The organism is Pseudomonas sp. c313 (genome assembly GCF_055407145.1).
This window is the reverse complement of record NZ_JBUZRD010000004.1, coordinates 178,325-194,425: the sequence shown is the minus strand read 5'-3', so window position 1 is coordinate 194,425 and position 16,101 is coordinate 178,325. Positions and strand designations below refer to the sequence as shown.

Sequence of the window (16,101 nt, the reverse complement as noted above, 5' to 3'; positions counted from 1 at the left end):
GCTCCTACACGGACTGTGTAGCGCCAAATGCGCCTTGGCGCAGCAGCAAAATCACCAGCCCAAACGCCCCCGCCGCCATCAGCAATGGCAGCGAATGCCCGCTAATCCACTGGCTGCCTGCGCCGGCCACCAGTGGCCCGATCAAGCAGCCGATCCCCCACAACTGCGCGATATGGGCATTGGCGCGCACCAGCGCATCGTCGCGGTAGCGCTCGCCGATCAGGATCAACGATAAGGTGAACAGGCCACCAGCACTGGCACCAAACAGCACCCACACCGGCCAGATCAGCAACGTATCCAGCAGCAGCGGAATCGCCAGGCTCGACACCAGCAACAGCAGTGCGCAGCCCATAAACAGGGTGCGCCGGGGCAGGTAATCGGCCAGCGCACCAATCGGCAATTGCAGCAGTGCATCGCCCACTACCACCGTACTGACCATGGCCAGGGCAATCTCGGCCGTGAAACCTTGTTGCAGGCAATACACCGGTAGCAGCGTAAGAATCATCGCCTCGAAGGCAGCGAACAAGGCCACCGCCCAGGCAATCGCCGGCAAGCCCTGGCAGAAGCGCAGTAAGTCGCCCAAGGTCACACTGAGGGATTCGGCGGTCGGCGCCCCTGATCGACCCAAAAGCACTATCGGTGAGAAGGTCAGCAAGCCCACGCCGACCCAGAAGCCAATGTCGTTATCCGTGCCCAGCGCGCCCAGCAGCAGCGGCCCCGACAGCTGGCTCAGGGCATAGCTGCAGCCATACAGCGCCACCAGCCGCCCTCGCCATTGCTCCACCACCAGTTGGTTGATCCAACTTTCTCCGAGGATGAACACAATGGTCAGGATCACCCCGATCATCAGGCGCAGCACCAGCCACACCGGGTAGCTGGGCAATACCGCCAGCAAGCCGATGGAAATCGCACCGGCCCACAGACACAGACGCATCAGATTCGCCGTGCCCAACCGCGAGGCCAGACCACTGGACACCTTGGCCCCCAACAACACACCGAAGGCCGGCATCGCCGCCATGACACCGATAGCAAAGCTGCCGTAGCCCCAGCTTTCCAGGCGCAGGGACACCAGCGGCATGCTCATGCCCAGGGCGAGGCCGACGCTCAACACCGAGGCCAGGACGGCGAAGTAAGTCGCCCAACGCATTTCCATGCTCCTGTGGATAATTATTTTTCAGACCGTAAACGAACTGTAGGAGCGAGCTTGCCCGCGAAAAACCTGAGAGCGCTGCGTGCATTCAGCATGCCCGCGTCATCGTTCAAGTCCATCGCGAGCAAGCTCGCTCCTACAGGGGATCGCCGGGGTTACTTACAACTTGATCCAGGTCGATTTCAGTTCGGTGTACTTGTCGAACGCGTGCAGCGACTTGTCGCGGCCGTTGCCCGATTGCTTGAAGCCACCAAATGGCGCGGTCATATCCCCGCCATCGTACTGGTTGACCCATACGCTACCGGCACGCAGTGCCTTGGCGGTCAGGTGCGCCTTGGATATGTTGGCAGTCCACACCGCAGCGGCCAGGCCGTACGGGGTGTCGTTGGCGATCTCGATGGCTTCTTCAGCGCTGTCGAAGGTAATGACCGACAGCACCGGGCCGAAGATTTCTTCCTGGGCGATTTTCATCGCGTTGTTCACACCGTCGAAAATCGTTGGCTCAACGTAGGTGCCACCGGTTTCCTGCAGGATGCGCTTGCCACCGGCCACCAGCTTGGCGCCATCGGCATGCCCGGACTCGATGTACGACAGCACGGTGTTCATCTGCTGGGTATCCACCAGTGCGCCGACGTTGGTCGCAGGGTCCAGTGGGTTGCCCGGCTTCCAGCCCTTGAGCGCTTCAATCACCAGCGGCAGGAAGGTGTCCTTGATCGAGCGTTCTACCAGCAAGCGGGAACCTGCAGTGCAGACTTCGCCCTGGTTGAAGGCAATGGCGCCAGCGGCGGATTCGGCAGCAGCTTGCAGGTCCGGGGCATCGGCAAACACGATGTTCGGGCTCTTGCCGCCGGCTTCCAGCCACACGCGTTTCATGTTCGATTCGCCGGAGTAGATCAGCAGTTGCTTGGCGATCTTGGTGGAACCGGTGAACACCAGGGTATCGACGTCCATGTGCAGCGCCAAAGCCTTGCCCACCGTGTGGCCGTAGCCCGGCAGCACGTTGAGCACGCCTTTGGGGATACCGGCTTCGACGGCCAGGGCGGCGATGCGGATGGCGGTCAGCGGCGATTTTTCGGACGGTTTGAGGATCACCGAGTTACCGGTGGACAGCGCCGGCCCCAGCTTCCAGCAGGCCATCATCAGTGGGAAGTTCCACGGCACGATGGCACCGACCACCCCGATCGGCTCACGGGTCACCAGGCCCAGTTGGTCATGGGGCGTGGCAGCAACTTCGTCGTAAATCTTGTCGATGGCTTCGCCGCTCCAGCTCAGGGCTTGCGCCGCGCCAGGGACGTCGATGCCCAGGGAATCGCTGATCGGCTTGCCCATGTCCAGGGTTTCCAGCAGCGCCAGCTCCTCGGCATTGGCCTTGAGCAGTGCTGCGAAACGGATCATGGTAGTTTTACGCTTGCTTGGCGCCAGGCGCGACCAGACGCCAGAATTGAAGGTGGCGCGGGCGTTTTCAACGGCGCGCTGGGCGTCGGCGACGTCACAGCTGGCGACGGTGGTCAGCAGGCGGCCATCGATCGGGCTGATGCACTCGAAGGTCTCGCTGGAGACGGCATCGGTGTATTCGCCATTGATGTAAGCGCGGCCTTCGATCTTCAGATCCTTGGCGCGTTGTTCCCAGTCGGCACGGGTCAGGGTGGTCATGCGAGTGTCCTCCTCTTATTGAATACAAGGGCCCGGCATGGTGCTCGGGTACCTTTGAAGAATGCTTGCCCGGCCAGCCAGCTGTTCGGCTCAAGGCACCCACCACCCTAAACCAGCCGCCGGGGATGTTTCAATATATTTGACACAACAGCGGTAAACACCCTTGCGATGTTCATTTTAATAAACATAGACTTTGAGTCCTCCATCCGCAGGCCAGACGGGATACGCACATGAACATTCAGAATATCGTCGACTTCAGCCAGGCCAAGACCGAGCCCGAGCGCTATCGCCCGGCCGCGGAAAAAATCCTCAAGGGAGATCCCGAGCAAACCGTCTACAACCACTACAACAGCCCATGCGGCCAGATGAACGCTGGGGTCTGGGAAGGTGACGTTGGGCAATGGAAGGTCAACTACAGCGAACATGAGTACTGCGAAATCGTACAGGGTGTTTCCGTGCTGCGAGATGTCGACGGCAACGCCAAGACCCTGCGCGCCGGTGATCGCTTCGTGATTCCGGCAGGTTTTATCGGCACCTGGGAAGTGCTGGAGGCGTGCCGCAAGATCTATGTAGTGTTTGAACAAAAGGCCTGATTTATCTACCTCCCTGACATACACCTTCTACGAGATTTTGTTGCGATGCCTTGAGTCCAAGACAAAGCGGCAGGGGCCTTTTTACTGCGGCTGCGCAGCGAGGGCTTTTCGAGCGCAAAAAAAAGCCCGCATCGTGAGATGCGGGCTTTTTTTCAGAAAGAAAACCAATTACTTGATTTTGCCTTCTTTGTAGATCACGTGCTTGCGAACGCGCGGGTCGAACATTTTCTTTTCGAGCTTGTCCGGGGTAGTACGCTTGTTCTTGTCGGTAGTGTAGAAGTGACCAGTACCGGCGCTAGAGATCATTCGAATCAATTCACGCATGATAGAGCTCCTTAAATCTTGCCAGCGCGGCGGATTTCGGCCAGCACGACAGTGATGCCACGCTTGTCGATGATGCGCATGCCTTTGGCAGATACGCGCAGACGAACAAAACGTTTCTCTTCTTCAACCCAGAAGCGGTGATGCTGCAGGTTAGGCAGGAAACGACGACGGGTTTTGTTATTTGCGTGGGAAATGTTATTCCCAGTCACCGGACCCTTACCGGTAACTTGACAGACTCTCGACATGCCTCAGCCCTCTAAAACCACATGCCCAACCCGGCATGGGTTGGCCGCTTAATCTCTCAGTCATTTGGCGCCAGGCGCCGCGTTTCTTTAGGGTCTTACCGGCTACACCTACTAGCGAAGGAACCGGGCCCCTAGAAAAGAGCGCTGCTTTATACCAGAAAGACCCAAGTGCAACAACAGTCCGTGTATTTTTACCGGTATAAATCTCGCCCACAAACGCCTGAACCGTTGCCAGGGTGGGCCGCTGCACGAGTGAACCGCTCGTCGCACAGAATGATTTACAGCGCTTGCGCACACCGTAAGATGTCCGGCAAAACGACCTGAGACGCCATCAAAACAGCATTTGAGGCAAAAGCACAGGCAAAAATGGGCTAGTCATTTATCAATCAGCCCACTACGGTAGGACTTTTCCAGACTGCACTCGCAGATGGGCCTTCGATCTGCAAAGGAAACCGACCATGCGCCTCGCTGCCCTGCCGCTATTGCTAGCCCCGCTTTTTCTTGCGCCACAGGCCTTTGCAGCCACCACCTTGAGCGTCTGTACCGAGGCCAGCCCCGAAGGGTTCGACGTGGTGCAATACAACTCGCTGACCACCACCAACGCCTCGGCAGACGTGCTGATGAATCGCCTGGTGGACTTCGACGCCGCCAGCGGCACGCTGATTCCCAGCCTGGCCGACAGCTGGGACGTCTCGCCTGACGGCCTGACCTACACCTTCAAACTGCACCCAAGCGTTAAATTCCACCGCACCGCGTATTTCAACCCAAGTCGAACCTTGACCGCTGAAGACGTGCGCTTCAGCTTCGAGCGCATGCTCGATCCAGCCAATCCGTGGCACAAGATCGCCCAGAGCGGTTTCCCTCATGCGCAATCCCTGCAACTGCCAGCGCTGATCAAGAAAATCGACGCTCTGGACCCACTGACCGTGCGCTTTACGCTGGACCATGCCGATTCAACGTTCCTGGCCGCACTGAGTATGGGTTTTGCCTCGATATACCCGGCTGAATACGCCGGTAAATTGCTCAAGGCTGGCACCCCGGAAAAGCTCAACAGCCAACCGATCGGTACCGGACCGTTCATTTTCGGGCGCTTCCAGAAAGACGCATCTATCCGCTACAAGGCCAACCCGGAGTACTTCGCCGGCAAACCTGCTGTGGATAACTTGATCTTTGCCATCACCCCGGACGCCAACGTCAGGCTGCAAAAGCTGCGGCGCAACGAGTGCCAGATCGCCCTGTCGCCCAAGCCACTGGATATTGGTGCTGCCCAGCAGGACGCCGCACTCAAGGTGGAAAAAACCGCCGCCTTTATGACCGCCTTCGTCGCTATCAACAGCCAGCATCCGCCTCTGGACAAGCCAGAAGTACGTCAGGCGATCAACTTGGCTTTCGACAAGGCCAGCTACCTCAAAGCGGTATTCGAAGACACTGCCGAAGCCGCCAATAGCCCTTTCCCACCTAATACCTGGAGCTATGCCAAGGAATTACCAGGCTATCCCCAGGACGTCGCCAAGGCCAAGGTGCTGCTCGAAAGAGCCGGCCTCAAGGACGGTTTCAAAACCACTATCTGGACCCGACCTTCAGGCAGCTTGCTCAACCCCAATCCAAGCCTGGGCGCTCAGTTGTTGCAAGCGGACCTGGCTAAAGTTGGCATCCAGGCCGAAATACGCGTAATCGAGTGGGGCGAACTGATCCGCCGCGCGAAGGCCGGCGAACACGACTTGCTGTTCATGGGCTGGGCGGGCGACAACGGCGACCCGGATAACTTCCTGACCCCGCAATTCTCCTGCGCGGCGGTGAAATCCGGCACCAACTTCGCCCGTTATTGCGACCCTGCACTGGACAAGCTGATCAGCGCCGGCAAGACCACCAGCGAGCAAGGGGTGCGCAGCAAGCTGTATCAACAGGCACAGGCGCAGATCCAGCAACAGGCACTGTGGCTGCCCCTGGCACACCCCACGGCCTTTGCCCTGACGCGCAAAAATGTCGAGGGGTATCAGGTCAGCCCGTTCGGGCGTCAGGATTACTCGCGGGTGAGCGTCAAGCCATAAGCTGCAAACTAACTTGAGGCTTGCAGCTTGCCCCTTGCAGCTGCCTTTCTACATCCACCCGTACTCGGCCATGGACAACGGATCCCCATCGCCAACGATGATGTGGTCCAGTACTCGCACGTCGACCAACTCCAGGGTTTTTTGCAAAAGCTTCGTCAGCTTGCGGTCGGCAATGCTTGGCTCGGCGCTCCCGGAAGGATGGTTGTGACACAGGATCAGCGCAGCCGCGTTATAGGCCAGGGCACGCTTGACCACTTGCCTTGGGTACACCGTGGCATTGTCGATGGTGCCTTGAAACAACTTCTCGAAACCCAACACCCGATGCCTTGAATCGAGAAAAAGGCAGCCAAATACCTCGTGGGGTTCATGGCGCAACAGCGCCTTGAGGTAATCGCGCACTGCCATTGGGCTTTCCAACGCCGAATCGTGACGCAGCCGCTCGGCCAGATGGCGCTGGGCCATTTCCAGCACGGCCTGGAGCTGGGCAAACTTCGCCGGGCCCAGCCCCAGGTGCTGGCTGAATTGCGCCTGTTTGGCCTCCAGCAGAGCACGCAAACTGCCGAACTGCTTCAGCAGATGACGCGCCAGATCCACCGCACTTTTGCCCGCCACCCCGGTGCGCAGAAAAATCGCCAACAATTCGGCATCGGAAAGATTTGCCGCACCCAACTCCAAAAGTTTCTCCCGCGGGCGCTCCGCCGCGGGCCAATCGCGAATACTCATAGCACCTCCGTGTGCATGTGCGCCGCTGTTGCGTGGCGGTCGCTGTGTTATCTTAGCCCATCTTTTTGCGTGCGATTTCACCTGGGGAGGGGGCATCGCAACGCCATCACTGAACTGGAAAGGCAAGCCAATGCAGCGTCTGTATCGGAAACGCATCGTTCTCGGCGTCGGCGGCGGCATTGCCGCCTACAAGAGCGCAGAACTGGTTCGCCGGCTTCTGGACCAAGGCGCCGAAGTGCGCGTGGTCATGACCCGTGGCGGTAGCGAGTTCATCACCCCGTTGACCATGCAGGCCCTGTCCGGGCACCCGGTTCACCTGGACCTGCTGGACCCGGCGGCGGAAGCCGCCATGGGCCATATCGAACTGGCCAAGTGGGCCGACCTGGTGCTGATCGCGCCCGCCACCGCCGACCTGATCGCCCGCCTGGCACAGGGCATTGCCAATGACTTGCTGACCACTCTGGTGCTGGCCACCGACGCTACCGTCGCCATAGCTCCCGCGATGAACCAGGCCATGTGGCACGACCCAGCCACCCAAGCCAACACCCAACTGCTGCAAAGCCGTGGCCTCAAGGTCTTCGGCCCGGCATCCGGCAGCCAGGCCTGCGGCGACGTGGGCATGGGCCGCATGCTCGAAGCCACTGACCTGGCGCTGTGTGCCGCCGAGTGTTTCCAGCACTTGGCCCTAACCGGCAAGCACGTGCTGATCACCGCAGGTCCGACCCAGGAAAACATCGACCCGGTGCGCTACATCACCAACCACAGCTCCGGGAAAATGGGCTTTGCCCTGGCTGAAGCAGCGGTAGAAGCCGGCGCCCGCGTCACCTTGATCACCGGCCCCGTGCACTTGCCAACGCCTGACCGTGTCACCCGCATCGACGTGGTCAGCGCCCGTGACATGCTCGCGGCCTGCGAAGCAGCAATCCCTTGCGACCTGTTTATCGCCTCGGCAGCGGTCGCGGACTACCGCCCGGAAGTCATTGCTCCACAAAAACTCAAGAAAGACCCTACGAGCGGCGACGGCCTGCTCCTGCAAATGGTCCGCAACCCGGATATTCTGGCAACTATCGCCACTCGCCCGGATCGCCCGTTCAGTGTCGGCTTCGCCGCCGAAACCGAGCACCTGCTGGACTATGCCGCTCGCAAATTGAAAGACAAAAACCTCGATTTGATCGTTGCCAATGATGTCGCCAACCCGAGCATCGGCTTCAACAGCGAGGAAAACGCCTGCAGCGTGATCGACCGCGAACTGCACGCCACCCTTTTCGCCCAGACCAGCAAAGGCAAGATTGCCCGCCAACTGATCTCTTTTATCGCCCAACGGCTGAACCAGGTTTAATTTCCATGCACGCTTTGCAAGCCAAGATCCTCGACCCCCGCATCGGCAACGAATTCCCGCTGCCGGCCTACGCCACACCGGGCTCCGCCGGCCTCGACCTGCGCGCCATGCTCAAGCAGGACACCGTTCTTGAGCCTGGCCAGACCCTACTGATCCCTACCGGCCTGTCGATTTATGTGGGCGATCCCGGCTTGGCTGCACTGATCCTGCCGCGTTCCGGCCTGGGCCACAAACACGGCATCGTCCTCGGTAACCTGGTGGGCCTGATCGACTCGGACTATCAGGGCGAACTGATGGTGTCTTGCTGGAATCGTGGCCAGACCGCTTTCAACATCGCGGTCGGCGAGCGCATTGCCCAACTGGTGCTGGTTCCGGTCGTGCAGGCGCACTTTGAACTGGTTGAAGAGTTCGACGAAACCCAACGCGGCGCAGGTGGTTTCGGGCATTCCGGCAACCACTGACCACGCTGATCCAGGCCGGGCACCCTGCCCGGCCCGCAGCCAACGCATGGCTTTCAGGATGAATAATGCGCAGCGCCTATCAAGAAGATTTGCCTTGTGAAATCAAGGTATTAAGCAGTAAGGGAAGTGGTTCTGCGGCGCAGGTGGCACTTTTGCACCACGAACTCTATGCCAAAAATGCCGTCATACCCTTCAGTCTGAGCCTGCCGGTCAGCAACATTTAGGCCTGTCCAGCCCCGTATCGATGGAGTTTCCCAGTGATGAGCAACGCAGCCCACGTCGCACCGACATTTCCCGACAGCATCTTCCGCGCCTACGACATCCGTGGCGTCGTGCCCAAGACCCTGACCGCCGAAACCGCCTACTGGATCGGCCGCGCCATTGGCTCCCAGAGCCTGGCCCAGGGCGAGCCCAACGTTTGCGTGGGGCGTGACGGGCGCCTGTCCGGCCCTGAGCTGGTGGAGCGACTGATCCAGGGCGTGGCCGACAGCGGCTGCCATGTCAGCGATGTCGGCCTGGTGCCAACCCCGGCGCTGTACTACGCCGCCAATGTGCTGGCTGGCAAGTCGGGCGTGATGCTCACCGGCAGCCACAACCCGTCGGACTACAACGGCTTCAAGATCGTGATTGCCGGCGACACCTTGGCCAACGAACAGATCCAGGCCCTGCACACCCGCCTCAAGACCAACAACCTGACCAGCGGCAAGGGCAGTATCACCAAGGTCGACATTCTTCAGCGCTACTCGGACGAAATCACCCGCGACATCAAGCTCGACCGACGCCTCAAAGTGGTGGTGGACTGCGGCAACGGCGCAGCTGGCGTGATCGCCCCGCAACTGCTCGAAGCCCTGAACTGCGAAATAATCCCGCTGTTCTGCGACGTCGATGGCAATTTCCCCAACCATCACCCGGACCCGGGCAAACCTGAAAACCTGGTGGACTTGATCGCCAAGGTCAAGGAAACCGGTGCTGACCTGGGCCTGGCGTTCGATGGCGACGGCGACCGCGTTGGCGTGGTGACCAACACCGGTAATATTGTGTTCCCGGACCGCTTGCTGATGCTGTTCGCCCGCGACGTGGTGGCACGCAATCCTGGCGCCGAGATCATCTTCGACGTCAAATGCACCCGCCGCCTGACACCGCTGATCAAGGAATACGGTGGTCGCCCGCTAATGTGGAAGACCGGTCATTCGTTGATCAAAAAGAAAATGAAGGAAACCGGCGCCCTGTTGGCTGGCGAAATGAGCGGGCACGTGTTCTTCAAGGAGCGCTGGTTCGGCTTTGACGACGGCATTTACAGCGCCGCGCGCCTGCTGGAGATCCTCAGTAAGGAGAAATCCACTGCCGAAGACCTGTTTGCGACCTTCCCGGACGATATTTCTACGCCGGAAATCAATATCCATGTGACCGAAGAGAGCAAATTCAGCATCATTGACGCACTGCACGATGCGCAATGGGGCGAAGGCGCCAACCTGACCACCATTGATGGCGTGCGAGTCGATTACGCCAAAGGCTGGGGCCTGGTTCGCGCGTCCAACACCACCCCGGTGCTGGTGCTGCGTTTCGAGGCGGATACCGAGGCTGAGTTGCAGCGCATCAAGGATGTGTTCCACGCCCAGTTGAAACGTGTTGCCCCTGATCTCCAACTACCGTTCTGATTTTTTTGCCCCGGAGCCCTGAATGACCCTCGAACGCGAAGCCGCCGCCAACACCGCCAAGGTCCTTTCCGAAGCGTTGCCTTACATTCGACGCTACGTCGGCAAGACGTTGGTGATCAAGTACGGCGGCAATGCCATGGAAAGCGAAGAGCTGAAAACCGGCTTTGCCCGCGACATCGTGTTGATGAAAGCCGTCGGGATCAACCCGGTGGTAGTTCACGGTGGAGGCCCGCAAATCGGCGACCTGCTCAAGCGCCTGTCCATCGAGAGTCACTTCATCGATGGCATGCGCGTGACTGACTCGCAGACCATGGACGTGGTGGAGATGGTTCTCGGCGGCCAGGTGAACAAGGACATCGTCAACCTGATCAACCGTCACGGCGGCAGCGCAATCGGCCTGACCGGCAAGGACGCCGAGCTGATCCGGGCGAAAAAGCTCACCGTCACCCGCCAGACGCCGGAAATGACCCAGCCGGAAATCATCGATATCGGCCAAGTGGGTGAAGTGATCGGGATCAATACCGACCTGCTGAACCTGCTGGTCAAGAGCGACTTCATCCCGGTGATCGCGCCGATTGGCGTGGGTGCCAACGGCGAGTCCTACAACATCAACGCCGACCTGGTGGCCGGCAAGGTGGCCGAGGCGCTGAAGGCCGAGAAGCTGATGCTGCTGACCAACATCGCCGGCTTGATGGACAAGTCGGGAGCGGTCCTGACCGGCTTGACCACCCAACAGGTGGACGACCTGATCGCCGACGGCACCATCTACGGCGGCATGCTGCCGAAGATTCGTTGCGCGCTGGAAGCGGTGCAAGGCGGCGTCGGCAGCTCACTGATTCTCGATGGCCGGGTTCCAAACGCGATTTTGCTGGAAATCTTCACCGACACCGGTGTGGGTACGCTGATCAGTAATCGCAAGCGCCCTTAAACAGCGCTGAAACAAAAAGACCCCGCTCAACCTTGTTGGGCGGGGTCTTTTTTATTGCCCGGGGAAAATCAGACGCCGAACTGCTCGCGATACGCCTGCACTGCCGGCAAATGCTGCTTGAGCTGCGGATCATCTGCCAGGAACTGCAACACCTGATTCAGCGACACGATGCTGACCACTGGAATCGCGAAGTCACGCTCCACTTCCTGGATCGCTGACAACTCACCGTTGCCTCGCTCCTGGCGGTTCAAGGCGATCAACACCCCGGCGGCCTTGGCGCCATCCTGGGATGCGATGATCTGCATCACTTCACGAATCGCCGTACCAGCGGTGATCACGTCATCGATAATCAGCACATCGCCAGTCAGCGGAGCACCTACGAGACTGCCACCTTCACCATGGGCCTTGGCTTCCTTACGGTTGAAGCACCACGGCAAATCCCGGCCGTGATGTTCAGCCAGGGCCACGGCGGTCGCGGCGGCCAGCGGGATGCCTTTGTAGGCCGGACCGAACAGCACGTCGAAGGAAATACCGCTTTCCACGATGGCCGCCGCATAGAAACGACCCAACTGCGCCAGGGCAGAACCCGAGTTGAACAGGCCAGCGTTGAAGAAGTACGGGCTGGTGCGCCCGGACTTGAGGGTGAACTCACCGAAGCGCAAAACACCGCGATCGATGGCAAAACGAATGAAATCGCGTTGATACGCCTGCATGAAAAAAGCCTCAGATACCACGGATTTAGCTAATTAGGTAGACGGCGTGTATCATACACGCACGCGATTTTTGGGGCCATTTATGCGGATCATCAGTGTGAACGTCAATGGTATTCAGGCTGCAGTCGAGCGTGGTTTGCTCAGTTGGCTGCAAGCCCAGAATGCCGACGTCATCTGCCTGCAGGACACCCGCGCCTCCGCCTTTGAACTGGACGACCCAGCCTTCCAACTGGATGGCTACTTCCTTTATGCCTGTGATGCCGAAGTTCCCGCCCAAGGTGGCGTGGCTTTGTATTCGCGGTTGCAACCCAAGGCGGTCATCAGCGGCCTCGGCTTCGAGACAGCCGACCGCTACGGGCGCTACCTGCAAGCCGATTTCGACAAGGTCAGCATCGCGACCTTGCTGCTTCCATCAGGGCAGAACGGCGATGAAGACTTGAACCAGAAGTTCAAGCTAATGGACGATTTCGCCCGTTATCTGGATAAACAGCGACGCAAACGTCGCGAGTACATTTACTGTGGCTCGCTGTACGTGGCGCAACAAAAGCTGGATATCAAGAACTGGCGCGACAGCCAGCAATCCCCGGGATTCCTGGCGCCGGAACGGGCCTGGATGGACGAGATTGTCGGCAACATGGGCTATGTTGATGCCCTGCGCGAAGTCAGCCGCGAAGGCGACCAGTACAGCTGGTGGCCGGACAACGAACAGGCTGAGATGCTCAACCTGGGCTGGCGTTTTGACTACCAGTTGTTGACCCCTGGCCTGCGCCGCTTTGTTCGCAGTGCACGCTTGCCGCGTCAACCACGGTTCTCGCAGCACGCGCCGCTGATCGTGGACTACGACTGGACCTTGACCATCTAAGGTCGATTCCAGGATGCAAAAAAGCCGACATCGCTGTCGGCTTTTTTGTTTTTTGTGGGGCGCCTATTTAACGATCCGCCAGGTAAACGGATACCGATAGGGAATCCCCTGGTTGGCCTTGATCCCACCAATAATGGTCAGTACCAGCGCACCGATCAATACCAACGCCAGCAGCGCAAAGCCAATCAGCACGAACATCAGCAGGTAGCAAATCGCCGAAGCAATGGCCACGGTGATCTGGAAGTTCAACGCTTCCTTGCCCTGAGCGTCGATGAACGGGTCCATCTCACGCTTGACCTGCCACAGGATCAACGGTCCCAGCAGGTTACCGAACGGAAACCACATCCCCAGAAACGCCGCGAAGTGACAGAACATCGCCCACTGGCGAACTTCCTGGCTCGGCGTTGGCTGTGGAAGCTGACTGTCACTCATGGCCTTGCTCCTTGGGCGTGGCTTAGTCAGCCAGCGCGGCGTTCTGCAGTTCGAACAGTTCGGTCATGCCTTTCTGGGCCAATGCCAGCATGGCGTTCAACTCGGCTGGCTGGAATGGCGCGCCTTCGGCCGTGCCCTGGACTTCGATGAAACCACCGGAGTTGGTCATCACCACGTTGAGGTCGGTTTCGGCAGCCGAATCTTCAAGATAGTCCAGGTCCAGCACAGGCTCGCCCTGGTACATGCCTACAGAAACTGCAGCGATCATCTGCTTGAGTGGATCGCCGCCTTTCAGGCCGCCGCGCTTCTTGATCACTTTCAAGGCATCGACCAGAGCAACCATCGCACCGGTGATGGACGCGGTACGGGTGCCGCCGTCGGCCTGGATCACGTCGCAATCGACGTACAGGGTGACGTCGCCCAGCTTGGTCATGTCCAGCGCCGCACGCAGGGAACGGCCGATCAGGCGCTGGATTTCCAGGGTGCGGCCGCCTTGCTTGCCGCGGCTGGCTTCACGCTGGTTACGCTCGCCAGTGGCGCGCGGCAGCATGCCGTATTCGGCGGTCAACCAACCCTGGCCCTGGCCCTTGAGGAAGCGCGGCACGCCATTTTCAACGCTGACGGTGCAGATAACCTTGGTATCGCCAAACTCGACCAGTACAGATCCCTCGGCGTGTTTGGTGTAGTTGCGGGTGATGCGGATCGAGCGGAGCTGATCGGCAGCGCGACCACTTGGACGTTTCATAGGGGAACACCTGTACGGAGGACGAAAAACTGCCGAGCATTATAGAGCCGCCAGCCGCGCCTGGGCAGTTCTAAAAAATCCGGTTACCAAGAAGCGCTCTGAAGCGTGCCTTCAACTCTTTGTCACAGCCAGCGTTTGGGGCCGCTCGTTGCGTTGCGCTACAATCCTGCGCCTTCGCAGCCTGTCGGCTTCAATTCACCCATCAGCCCGCCCTACCCCACGGTTTGCGGGACTGCATCGCGAGGTACCTCCATGGTGCACAGCATGACCGCCTTTGCCCGCGTCGAAAAAGCCGGCGTCCAGGGCACCCTGAGCTGGGAGCTGCGCTCGGTCAACAGCCGCTACCTGGAACCGCACCTGCGCCTGCCGGAGTCCTTTCGCGATCTCGAAGGCGCGGTTCGCGAAGCGCTGCGCCAGGGCCTGTCCCGTGGCAAGCTCGAATGCACCCTGCACTTTACCGAGGAGACTACCGGCAAGCCGCTGCAGGTCGACCGCGAACGGGCCGCACAACTGGTAGCCGCCGCCGAAACCATCGCCAGCCTGATCAAGCAACCCGCCGCGTTGAACCCCCTGGAAGTCCTGGCCTGGCCCGGCGTGCTGGTGCCCGACGCCACCGATCCACAAGCCCTGAACGCTGAAGCCCTGGCCCTATTCACCCAAGGCCTTAAGGAACTCAAGGCCGGCCGCGAGCGCGAAGGCACCGAACTGGCCCGGCTGATCAACGAGCGCCTGACCTCCATAGAAGAAGACGTAATCATTCTGCGCGAGCTAGTGCCGCAGATGCTTGCCACCCAGCGCCAGAAGGTCCTCGACCGCTTCGCCGACATGCAGGCCGAACTTGATCCGGTGCGCCTGGAGCAGGAAATGGTCCTGCTGGCGCAAAAGAGCGACGTCGCCGAAGAGCTCGACCGCCTGAGCACCCACATCGTGGAAGTTCGCCGCGTGCTCAAGTCCGCTGGTGCCGCTGGTCGGCGCCTGGACTTCCTGATGCAGGAACTCAACCGCGAAGCCAATACACTAGGCTCCAAGGCCTTCGATCCGCGCAGCACCACCGCTGCGGTCAACCTCAAAGTGTTGATCGAGCAAATGCGCGAACAAGTACAGAATATTGAGTAAGGCTACCCCGACATGACCCACAGCACCGGCACCCTGTACATCATTTCCGCCCCTTCGGGCGCGGGCAAGAGCAGCCTGGTCAAGGCTCTGACCGACACTGATCAGGAGATCCGTGTCTCGGTCTCCCACACCACCCGCGCCATGCGCCCTGGCGAGGCAAACGGGGTGAACTATCACTTCGTCGAACGCAGCGAGTTCGTGAAGATGATCGAACACGGTGACTTCCTGGAGCGTGCCGAAGTATTCGGCAACCTCTATGGCACCTCGCAAAGCCACTTGCAGCAGACCCTGGACGAAGGCCACGACCTGATCCTGGAAATCGATTGGCAGGGTGCCGAGCAAGTGCGTCAACTGATGCCCAAAGCCCGCTCGATCTTCATTTTGCCGCCGTCTCTTGAAGCCTTGCACCAGCGCCTGACCAATCGCGGCCAGGACAGCGACGAGATCATCGAGGGCCGCATGCGCGAAGCCGTCAGCGAAATGAGCCACTACGTCGACTACGACTACCTGATCATCAACGACGATTTTTCCCACGCACTGGAGGACCTGAAGTCGATTTTTCGTGCCAATCAGCTCCAGCAAAAACGCCAGCAACAACGTTTTGGCAAATTATTGGCCGAATTGCTCGGCTGACAGGCTCTTCCCAAAACCGCTGCAAGGGCCTTACATTGGCACTTGCAGCGCGTTTGCGATGGCCGGTGAAAATCAGCGCTTCCCTAAACGCTGGTGATTTTTTAAACTGTTCAGTCCGCTCGCCCAACCGGGCAGCGCGCATATTGCATTCGCTCCGAGGAATACCATGGCCCGCGTAACCGTTGAAGACTGCCTAGACCACGTGGAAAACCGCTTTGAACTGGTCATGCTCTCTACCAAGCGTGCCCGTCAACTGGCCACTGGCGGCAAAGAGCCCCTAGTGCAGTGGGAAAACGACAAGCCTACCGTTGTGGCCCTGCGCGAAATCGCGGCAGGCCTGATGAGCTACGAGTTCATCGCCAACGCCGAAATCGTTGAAGACGAACCACTGTTCGCGTTCGAGGACGAGTCCAACGAGGCCGTCTAAGCCTATGCCAGGTCGACGCAGCACGGCGCGGGGTCAACGCTTGCGGCA

The 16,101-nt window shown here is 59.6% G+C and carries 18 protein-coding genes and 1 pseudogene; 11 read left to right on the top strand and 8 right to left on the bottom strand.

What is annotated here, in order from left to right; translation table 11 throughout:
* Positions 1-4 precede the first annotated feature (4 nt).
* Together ACZRKZ_RS14450 and ACZRKZ_RS14445 are read right to left on the bottom strand one after the other, a co-directional pair.
* Positions 5-1,147 (bottom strand): MFS transporter, encoded by a 1,143-nt coding sequence (locus ACZRKZ_RS14450; protein WP_463967627.1) that lies wholly within the window; start codon positions 1,145-1,147, stop codon positions 5-7.
* Between the two features lie 162 nt (positions 1,148-1,309).
* Positions 1,310-2,803: an aldehyde dehydrogenase gene (locus ACZRKZ_RS14445; RefSeq protein WP_463967626.1), complete on the bottom strand. Its 1,494-nt coding sequence runs from the start codon at positions 2,801-2,803 to the stop codon at positions 1,310-1,312.
* A 230-nt stretch (positions 2,804-3,033) separates the two neighbouring features.
* Between ACZRKZ_RS14445 and ACZRKZ_RS14440 the strand changes: the two genes are divergently transcribed.
* A complete protein-coding gene (locus tag ACZRKZ_RS14440) occupies positions 3,034-3,396 on the top strand; it encodes a cupin domain-containing protein (protein ID WP_463967625.1) in 363 nt (120 codons plus the stop codon).
* 168 nt (positions 3,397-3,564) lie between these two features.
* Here the strand turns inward: ACZRKZ_RS14440 and rpmG are convergent, their stop codons facing one another.
* Complete coding sequence (gene rpmG, locus ACZRKZ_RS14435) at positions 3,565-3,720, bottom strand: 50S ribosomal protein L33 (protein WP_003176906.1); 156 nt, start codon at positions 3,718-3,720, stop codon at positions 3,565-3,567.
* Positions 3,721-3,731: 11 nt separating this feature from the next.
* Positions 3,732-3,965, bottom strand: coding sequence for a 50S ribosomal protein L28 (gene rpmB / locus ACZRKZ_RS14430; protein ID WP_019410280.1), 234 nt, complete (start codon positions 3,963-3,965; stop codon positions 3,732-3,734).
* 458 nt (positions 3,966-4,423) lie between these two features.
* On the opposite strand from rpmB, the gene ACZRKZ_RS14425 reads away from it, so the two are divergent.
* The gene (locus ACZRKZ_RS14425; protein WP_463981901.1) at positions 4,424-6,016 is read left to right on the top strand and encodes an ABC transporter substrate-binding protein; all 1,593 of its coding nucleotides are present in this window, start codon (positions 4,424-4,426) and stop codon (positions 6,014-6,016) included.
* Positions 6,017-6,064: 48 nt separating this feature from the next.
* Here ACZRKZ_RS14425 and radC read toward each other — a convergent pair whose 3' ends face one another.
* Complete coding sequence (gene radC / locus ACZRKZ_RS14420; protein WP_149412571.1) at positions 6,065-6,739, bottom strand: RadC family protein; 675 nt, start codon at positions 6,737-6,739, stop codon at positions 6,065-6,067.
* 130 nt (positions 6,740-6,869) lie between these two features.
* Between radC and coaBC the strand changes: the two genes are divergently transcribed.
* The 5 genes and pseudogenes from coaBC to argB all read left to right on the top strand — a co-directional run bounded on the left by coaBC (position 6,870) and on the right by argB (position 11,125).
* Positions 6,870-8,078 (top strand): bifunctional phosphopantothenoylcysteine decarboxylase/phosphopantothenate--cysteine ligase CoaBC, encoded by a 1,209-nt coding sequence (gene coaBC, locus ACZRKZ_RS14415; protein ID WP_133100771.1) that lies wholly within the window; start codon positions 6,870-6,872, stop codon positions 8,076-8,078.
* Positions 8,079-8,083: 5 nt separating this feature from the next.
* A complete protein-coding gene (gene dut / locus ACZRKZ_RS14410) occupies positions 8,084-8,539 on the top strand; it encodes a dUTP diphosphatase (protein ID WP_463967623.1) in 456 nt (151 codons plus the stop codon).
* Positions 8,540-8,604: 65 nt separating this feature from the next.
* The gene (locus tag ACZRKZ_RS14405; RefSeq protein WP_463967622.1) at positions 8,605-8,763 is read left to right on the top strand and encodes a hypothetical protein; all 159 of its coding nucleotides are present in this window, start codon (positions 8,605-8,607) and stop codon (positions 8,761-8,763) included.
* A 30-nt stretch (positions 8,764-8,793) separates the two neighbouring features.
* A pseudogene (locus ACZRKZ_RS14400) lies at positions 8,794-10,197 on the top strand (phosphomannomutase/phosphoglucomutase); the annotation flags it as partial.
* 22 nt (positions 10,198-10,219) lie between these two features.
* Positions 10,220-11,125, top strand: coding sequence for an acetylglutamate kinase (gene argB / locus ACZRKZ_RS14395; protein ID WP_463967621.1), 906 nt, complete (start codon positions 10,220-10,222; stop codon positions 11,123-11,125).
* Positions 11,126-11,193: 68 nt separating this feature from the next.
* Here argB and pyrE read toward each other — a convergent pair whose 3' ends face one another.
* Positions 11,194-11,838: an orotate phosphoribosyltransferase gene (gene pyrE, locus ACZRKZ_RS14390; protein WP_133100767.1), complete on the bottom strand. Its 645-nt coding sequence runs from the start codon at positions 11,836-11,838 to the stop codon at positions 11,194-11,196.
* Positions 11,839-11,920: 82 nt separating this feature from the next.
* On the opposite strand from pyrE, the gene ACZRKZ_RS14385 reads away from it, so the two are divergent.
* Positions 11,921-12,700, top strand: a complete 780-nt coding sequence (locus ACZRKZ_RS14385; RefSeq protein ID WP_003176915.1) for an exodeoxyribonuclease III — start codon at positions 11,921-11,923, stop codon at positions 12,698-12,700.
* A 63-nt stretch (positions 12,701-12,763) separates the two neighbouring features.
* Here the strand turns inward: ACZRKZ_RS14385 and ACZRKZ_RS14380 are convergent, their stop codons facing one another.
* Positions 12,764-13,132, bottom strand: a complete 369-nt coding sequence (locus tag ACZRKZ_RS14380; RefSeq protein WP_149412567.1) for a DUF4870 domain-containing protein — start codon at positions 13,130-13,132, stop codon at positions 12,764-12,766.
* Positions 13,133-13,154: 22 nt separating this feature from the next.
* A complete protein-coding gene (gene rph / locus ACZRKZ_RS14375) occupies positions 13,155-13,877 on the bottom strand; it encodes a ribonuclease PH (protein WP_149412566.1) in 723 nt (240 codons plus the stop codon).
* 252 nt (positions 13,878-14,129) lie between these two features.
* Here rph and ACZRKZ_RS14370 point away from each other — a divergent pair, with 252 nt between their 5' ends.
* The 3 genes from ACZRKZ_RS14370 (at position 14,130) to rpoZ (ending at position 16,053) form a co-directional block, all read left to right on the top strand.
* Entirely contained in the window at positions 14,130-14,993 is an 864-nt protein-coding gene (locus ACZRKZ_RS14370; RefSeq protein ID WP_463981900.1) for a YicC/YloC family endoribonuclease, read from the top strand.
* 12 nt (positions 14,994-15,005) lie between these two features.
* The gene (gene gmk / locus ACZRKZ_RS14365; RefSeq protein ID WP_463967618.1) at positions 15,006-15,626 is read left to right on the top strand and encodes a guanylate kinase; all 621 of its coding nucleotides are present in this window, start codon (positions 15,006-15,008) and stop codon (positions 15,624-15,626) included.
* Between the two features lie 166 nt (positions 15,627-15,792).
* Positions 15,793-16,053, top strand: coding sequence for a DNA-directed RNA polymerase subunit omega (rpoZ, locus tag ACZRKZ_RS14360; RefSeq protein WP_133100762.1), 261 nt, complete (start codon positions 15,793-15,795; stop codon positions 16,051-16,053).
* Positions 16,054-16,101 lie beyond the last annotated feature (48 nt).

Excerpts from the sequence above, each read along its gene's own strand:
- ACZRKZ_RS14450 (WP_463967627.1), bottom strand. The coding sequence starts at position 1,147 with ATGCGTTGGGCGACTTACTTCGCCGTCCTGGCCTCGGTGTTGAGCGTC.
- ACZRKZ_RS14445 (WP_463967626.1), bottom strand. The coding sequence starts at position 2,803 with ATGACCACCCTGACCCGTGCCGACTGGGAACAACGCGCCAAGGATCTG.
- ACZRKZ_RS14440 (WP_463967625.1), top strand. The coding sequence starts at position 3,034 with ATGAACATTCAGAATATCGTCGACTTCAGCCAGGCCAAGACCGAGCCC.
- rpmG (WP_003176906.1), bottom strand. The coding sequence starts at position 3,720 with ATGCGTGAATTGATTCGAATGATCTCTAGCGCCGGTACTGGTCACTTC.
- rpmB (WP_019410280.1), bottom strand. The coding sequence starts at position 3,965 with ATGTCGAGAGTCTGTCAAGTTACCGGTAAGGGTCCGGTGACTGGGAAT.
- ACZRKZ_RS14425 (WP_463981901.1), top strand. The coding sequence starts at position 4,424 with ATGCGCCTCGCTGCCCTGCCGCTATTGCTAGCCCCGCTTTTTCTTGCG.
- radC (WP_149412571.1), bottom strand. The coding sequence starts at position 6,739 with ATGAGTATTCGCGATTGGCCCGCGGCGGAGCGCCCGCGGGAGAAACTT.
- coaBC (WP_133100771.1), top strand. The coding sequence starts at position 6,870 with ATGCAGCGTCTGTATCGGAAACGCATCGTTCTCGGCGTCGGCGGCGGC.
- dut (WP_463967623.1), top strand. The coding sequence starts at position 8,084 with ATGCACGCTTTGCAAGCCAAGATCCTCGACCCCCGCATCGGCAACGAA.
- ACZRKZ_RS14405 (WP_463967622.1), top strand. The coding sequence starts at position 8,605 with ATGCGCAGCGCCTATCAAGAAGATTTGCCTTGTGAAATCAAGGTATTA.
- argB (WP_463967621.1), top strand. The coding sequence starts at position 10,220 with ATGACCCTCGAACGCGAAGCCGCCGCCAACACCGCCAAGGTCCTTTCC.
- pyrE (WP_133100767.1), bottom strand. The coding sequence starts at position 11,838 with ATGCAGGCGTATCAACGCGATTTCATTCGTTTTGCCATCGATCGCGGT.
- ACZRKZ_RS14385 (WP_003176915.1), top strand. The coding sequence starts at position 11,921 with ATGCGGATCATCAGTGTGAACGTCAATGGTATTCAGGCTGCAGTCGAG.
- ACZRKZ_RS14380 (WP_149412567.1), bottom strand. The coding sequence starts at position 13,132 with ATGAGTGACAGTCAGCTTCCACAGCCAACGCCGAGCCAGGAAGTTCGC.
- rph (WP_149412566.1), bottom strand. The coding sequence starts at position 13,877 with ATGAAACGTCCAAGTGGTCGCGCTGCCGATCAGCTCCGCTCGATCCGC.
- ACZRKZ_RS14370 (WP_463981900.1), top strand. The coding sequence starts at position 14,130 with ATGGTGCACAGCATGACCGCCTTTGCCCGCGTCGAAAAAGCCGGCGTC.
- gmk (WP_463967618.1), top strand. The coding sequence starts at position 15,006 with ATGACCCACAGCACCGGCACCCTGTACATCATTTCCGCCCCTTCGGGC.
- rpoZ (WP_133100762.1), top strand. The coding sequence starts at position 15,793 with ATGGCCCGCGTAACCGTTGAAGACTGCCTAGACCACGTGGAAAACCGC.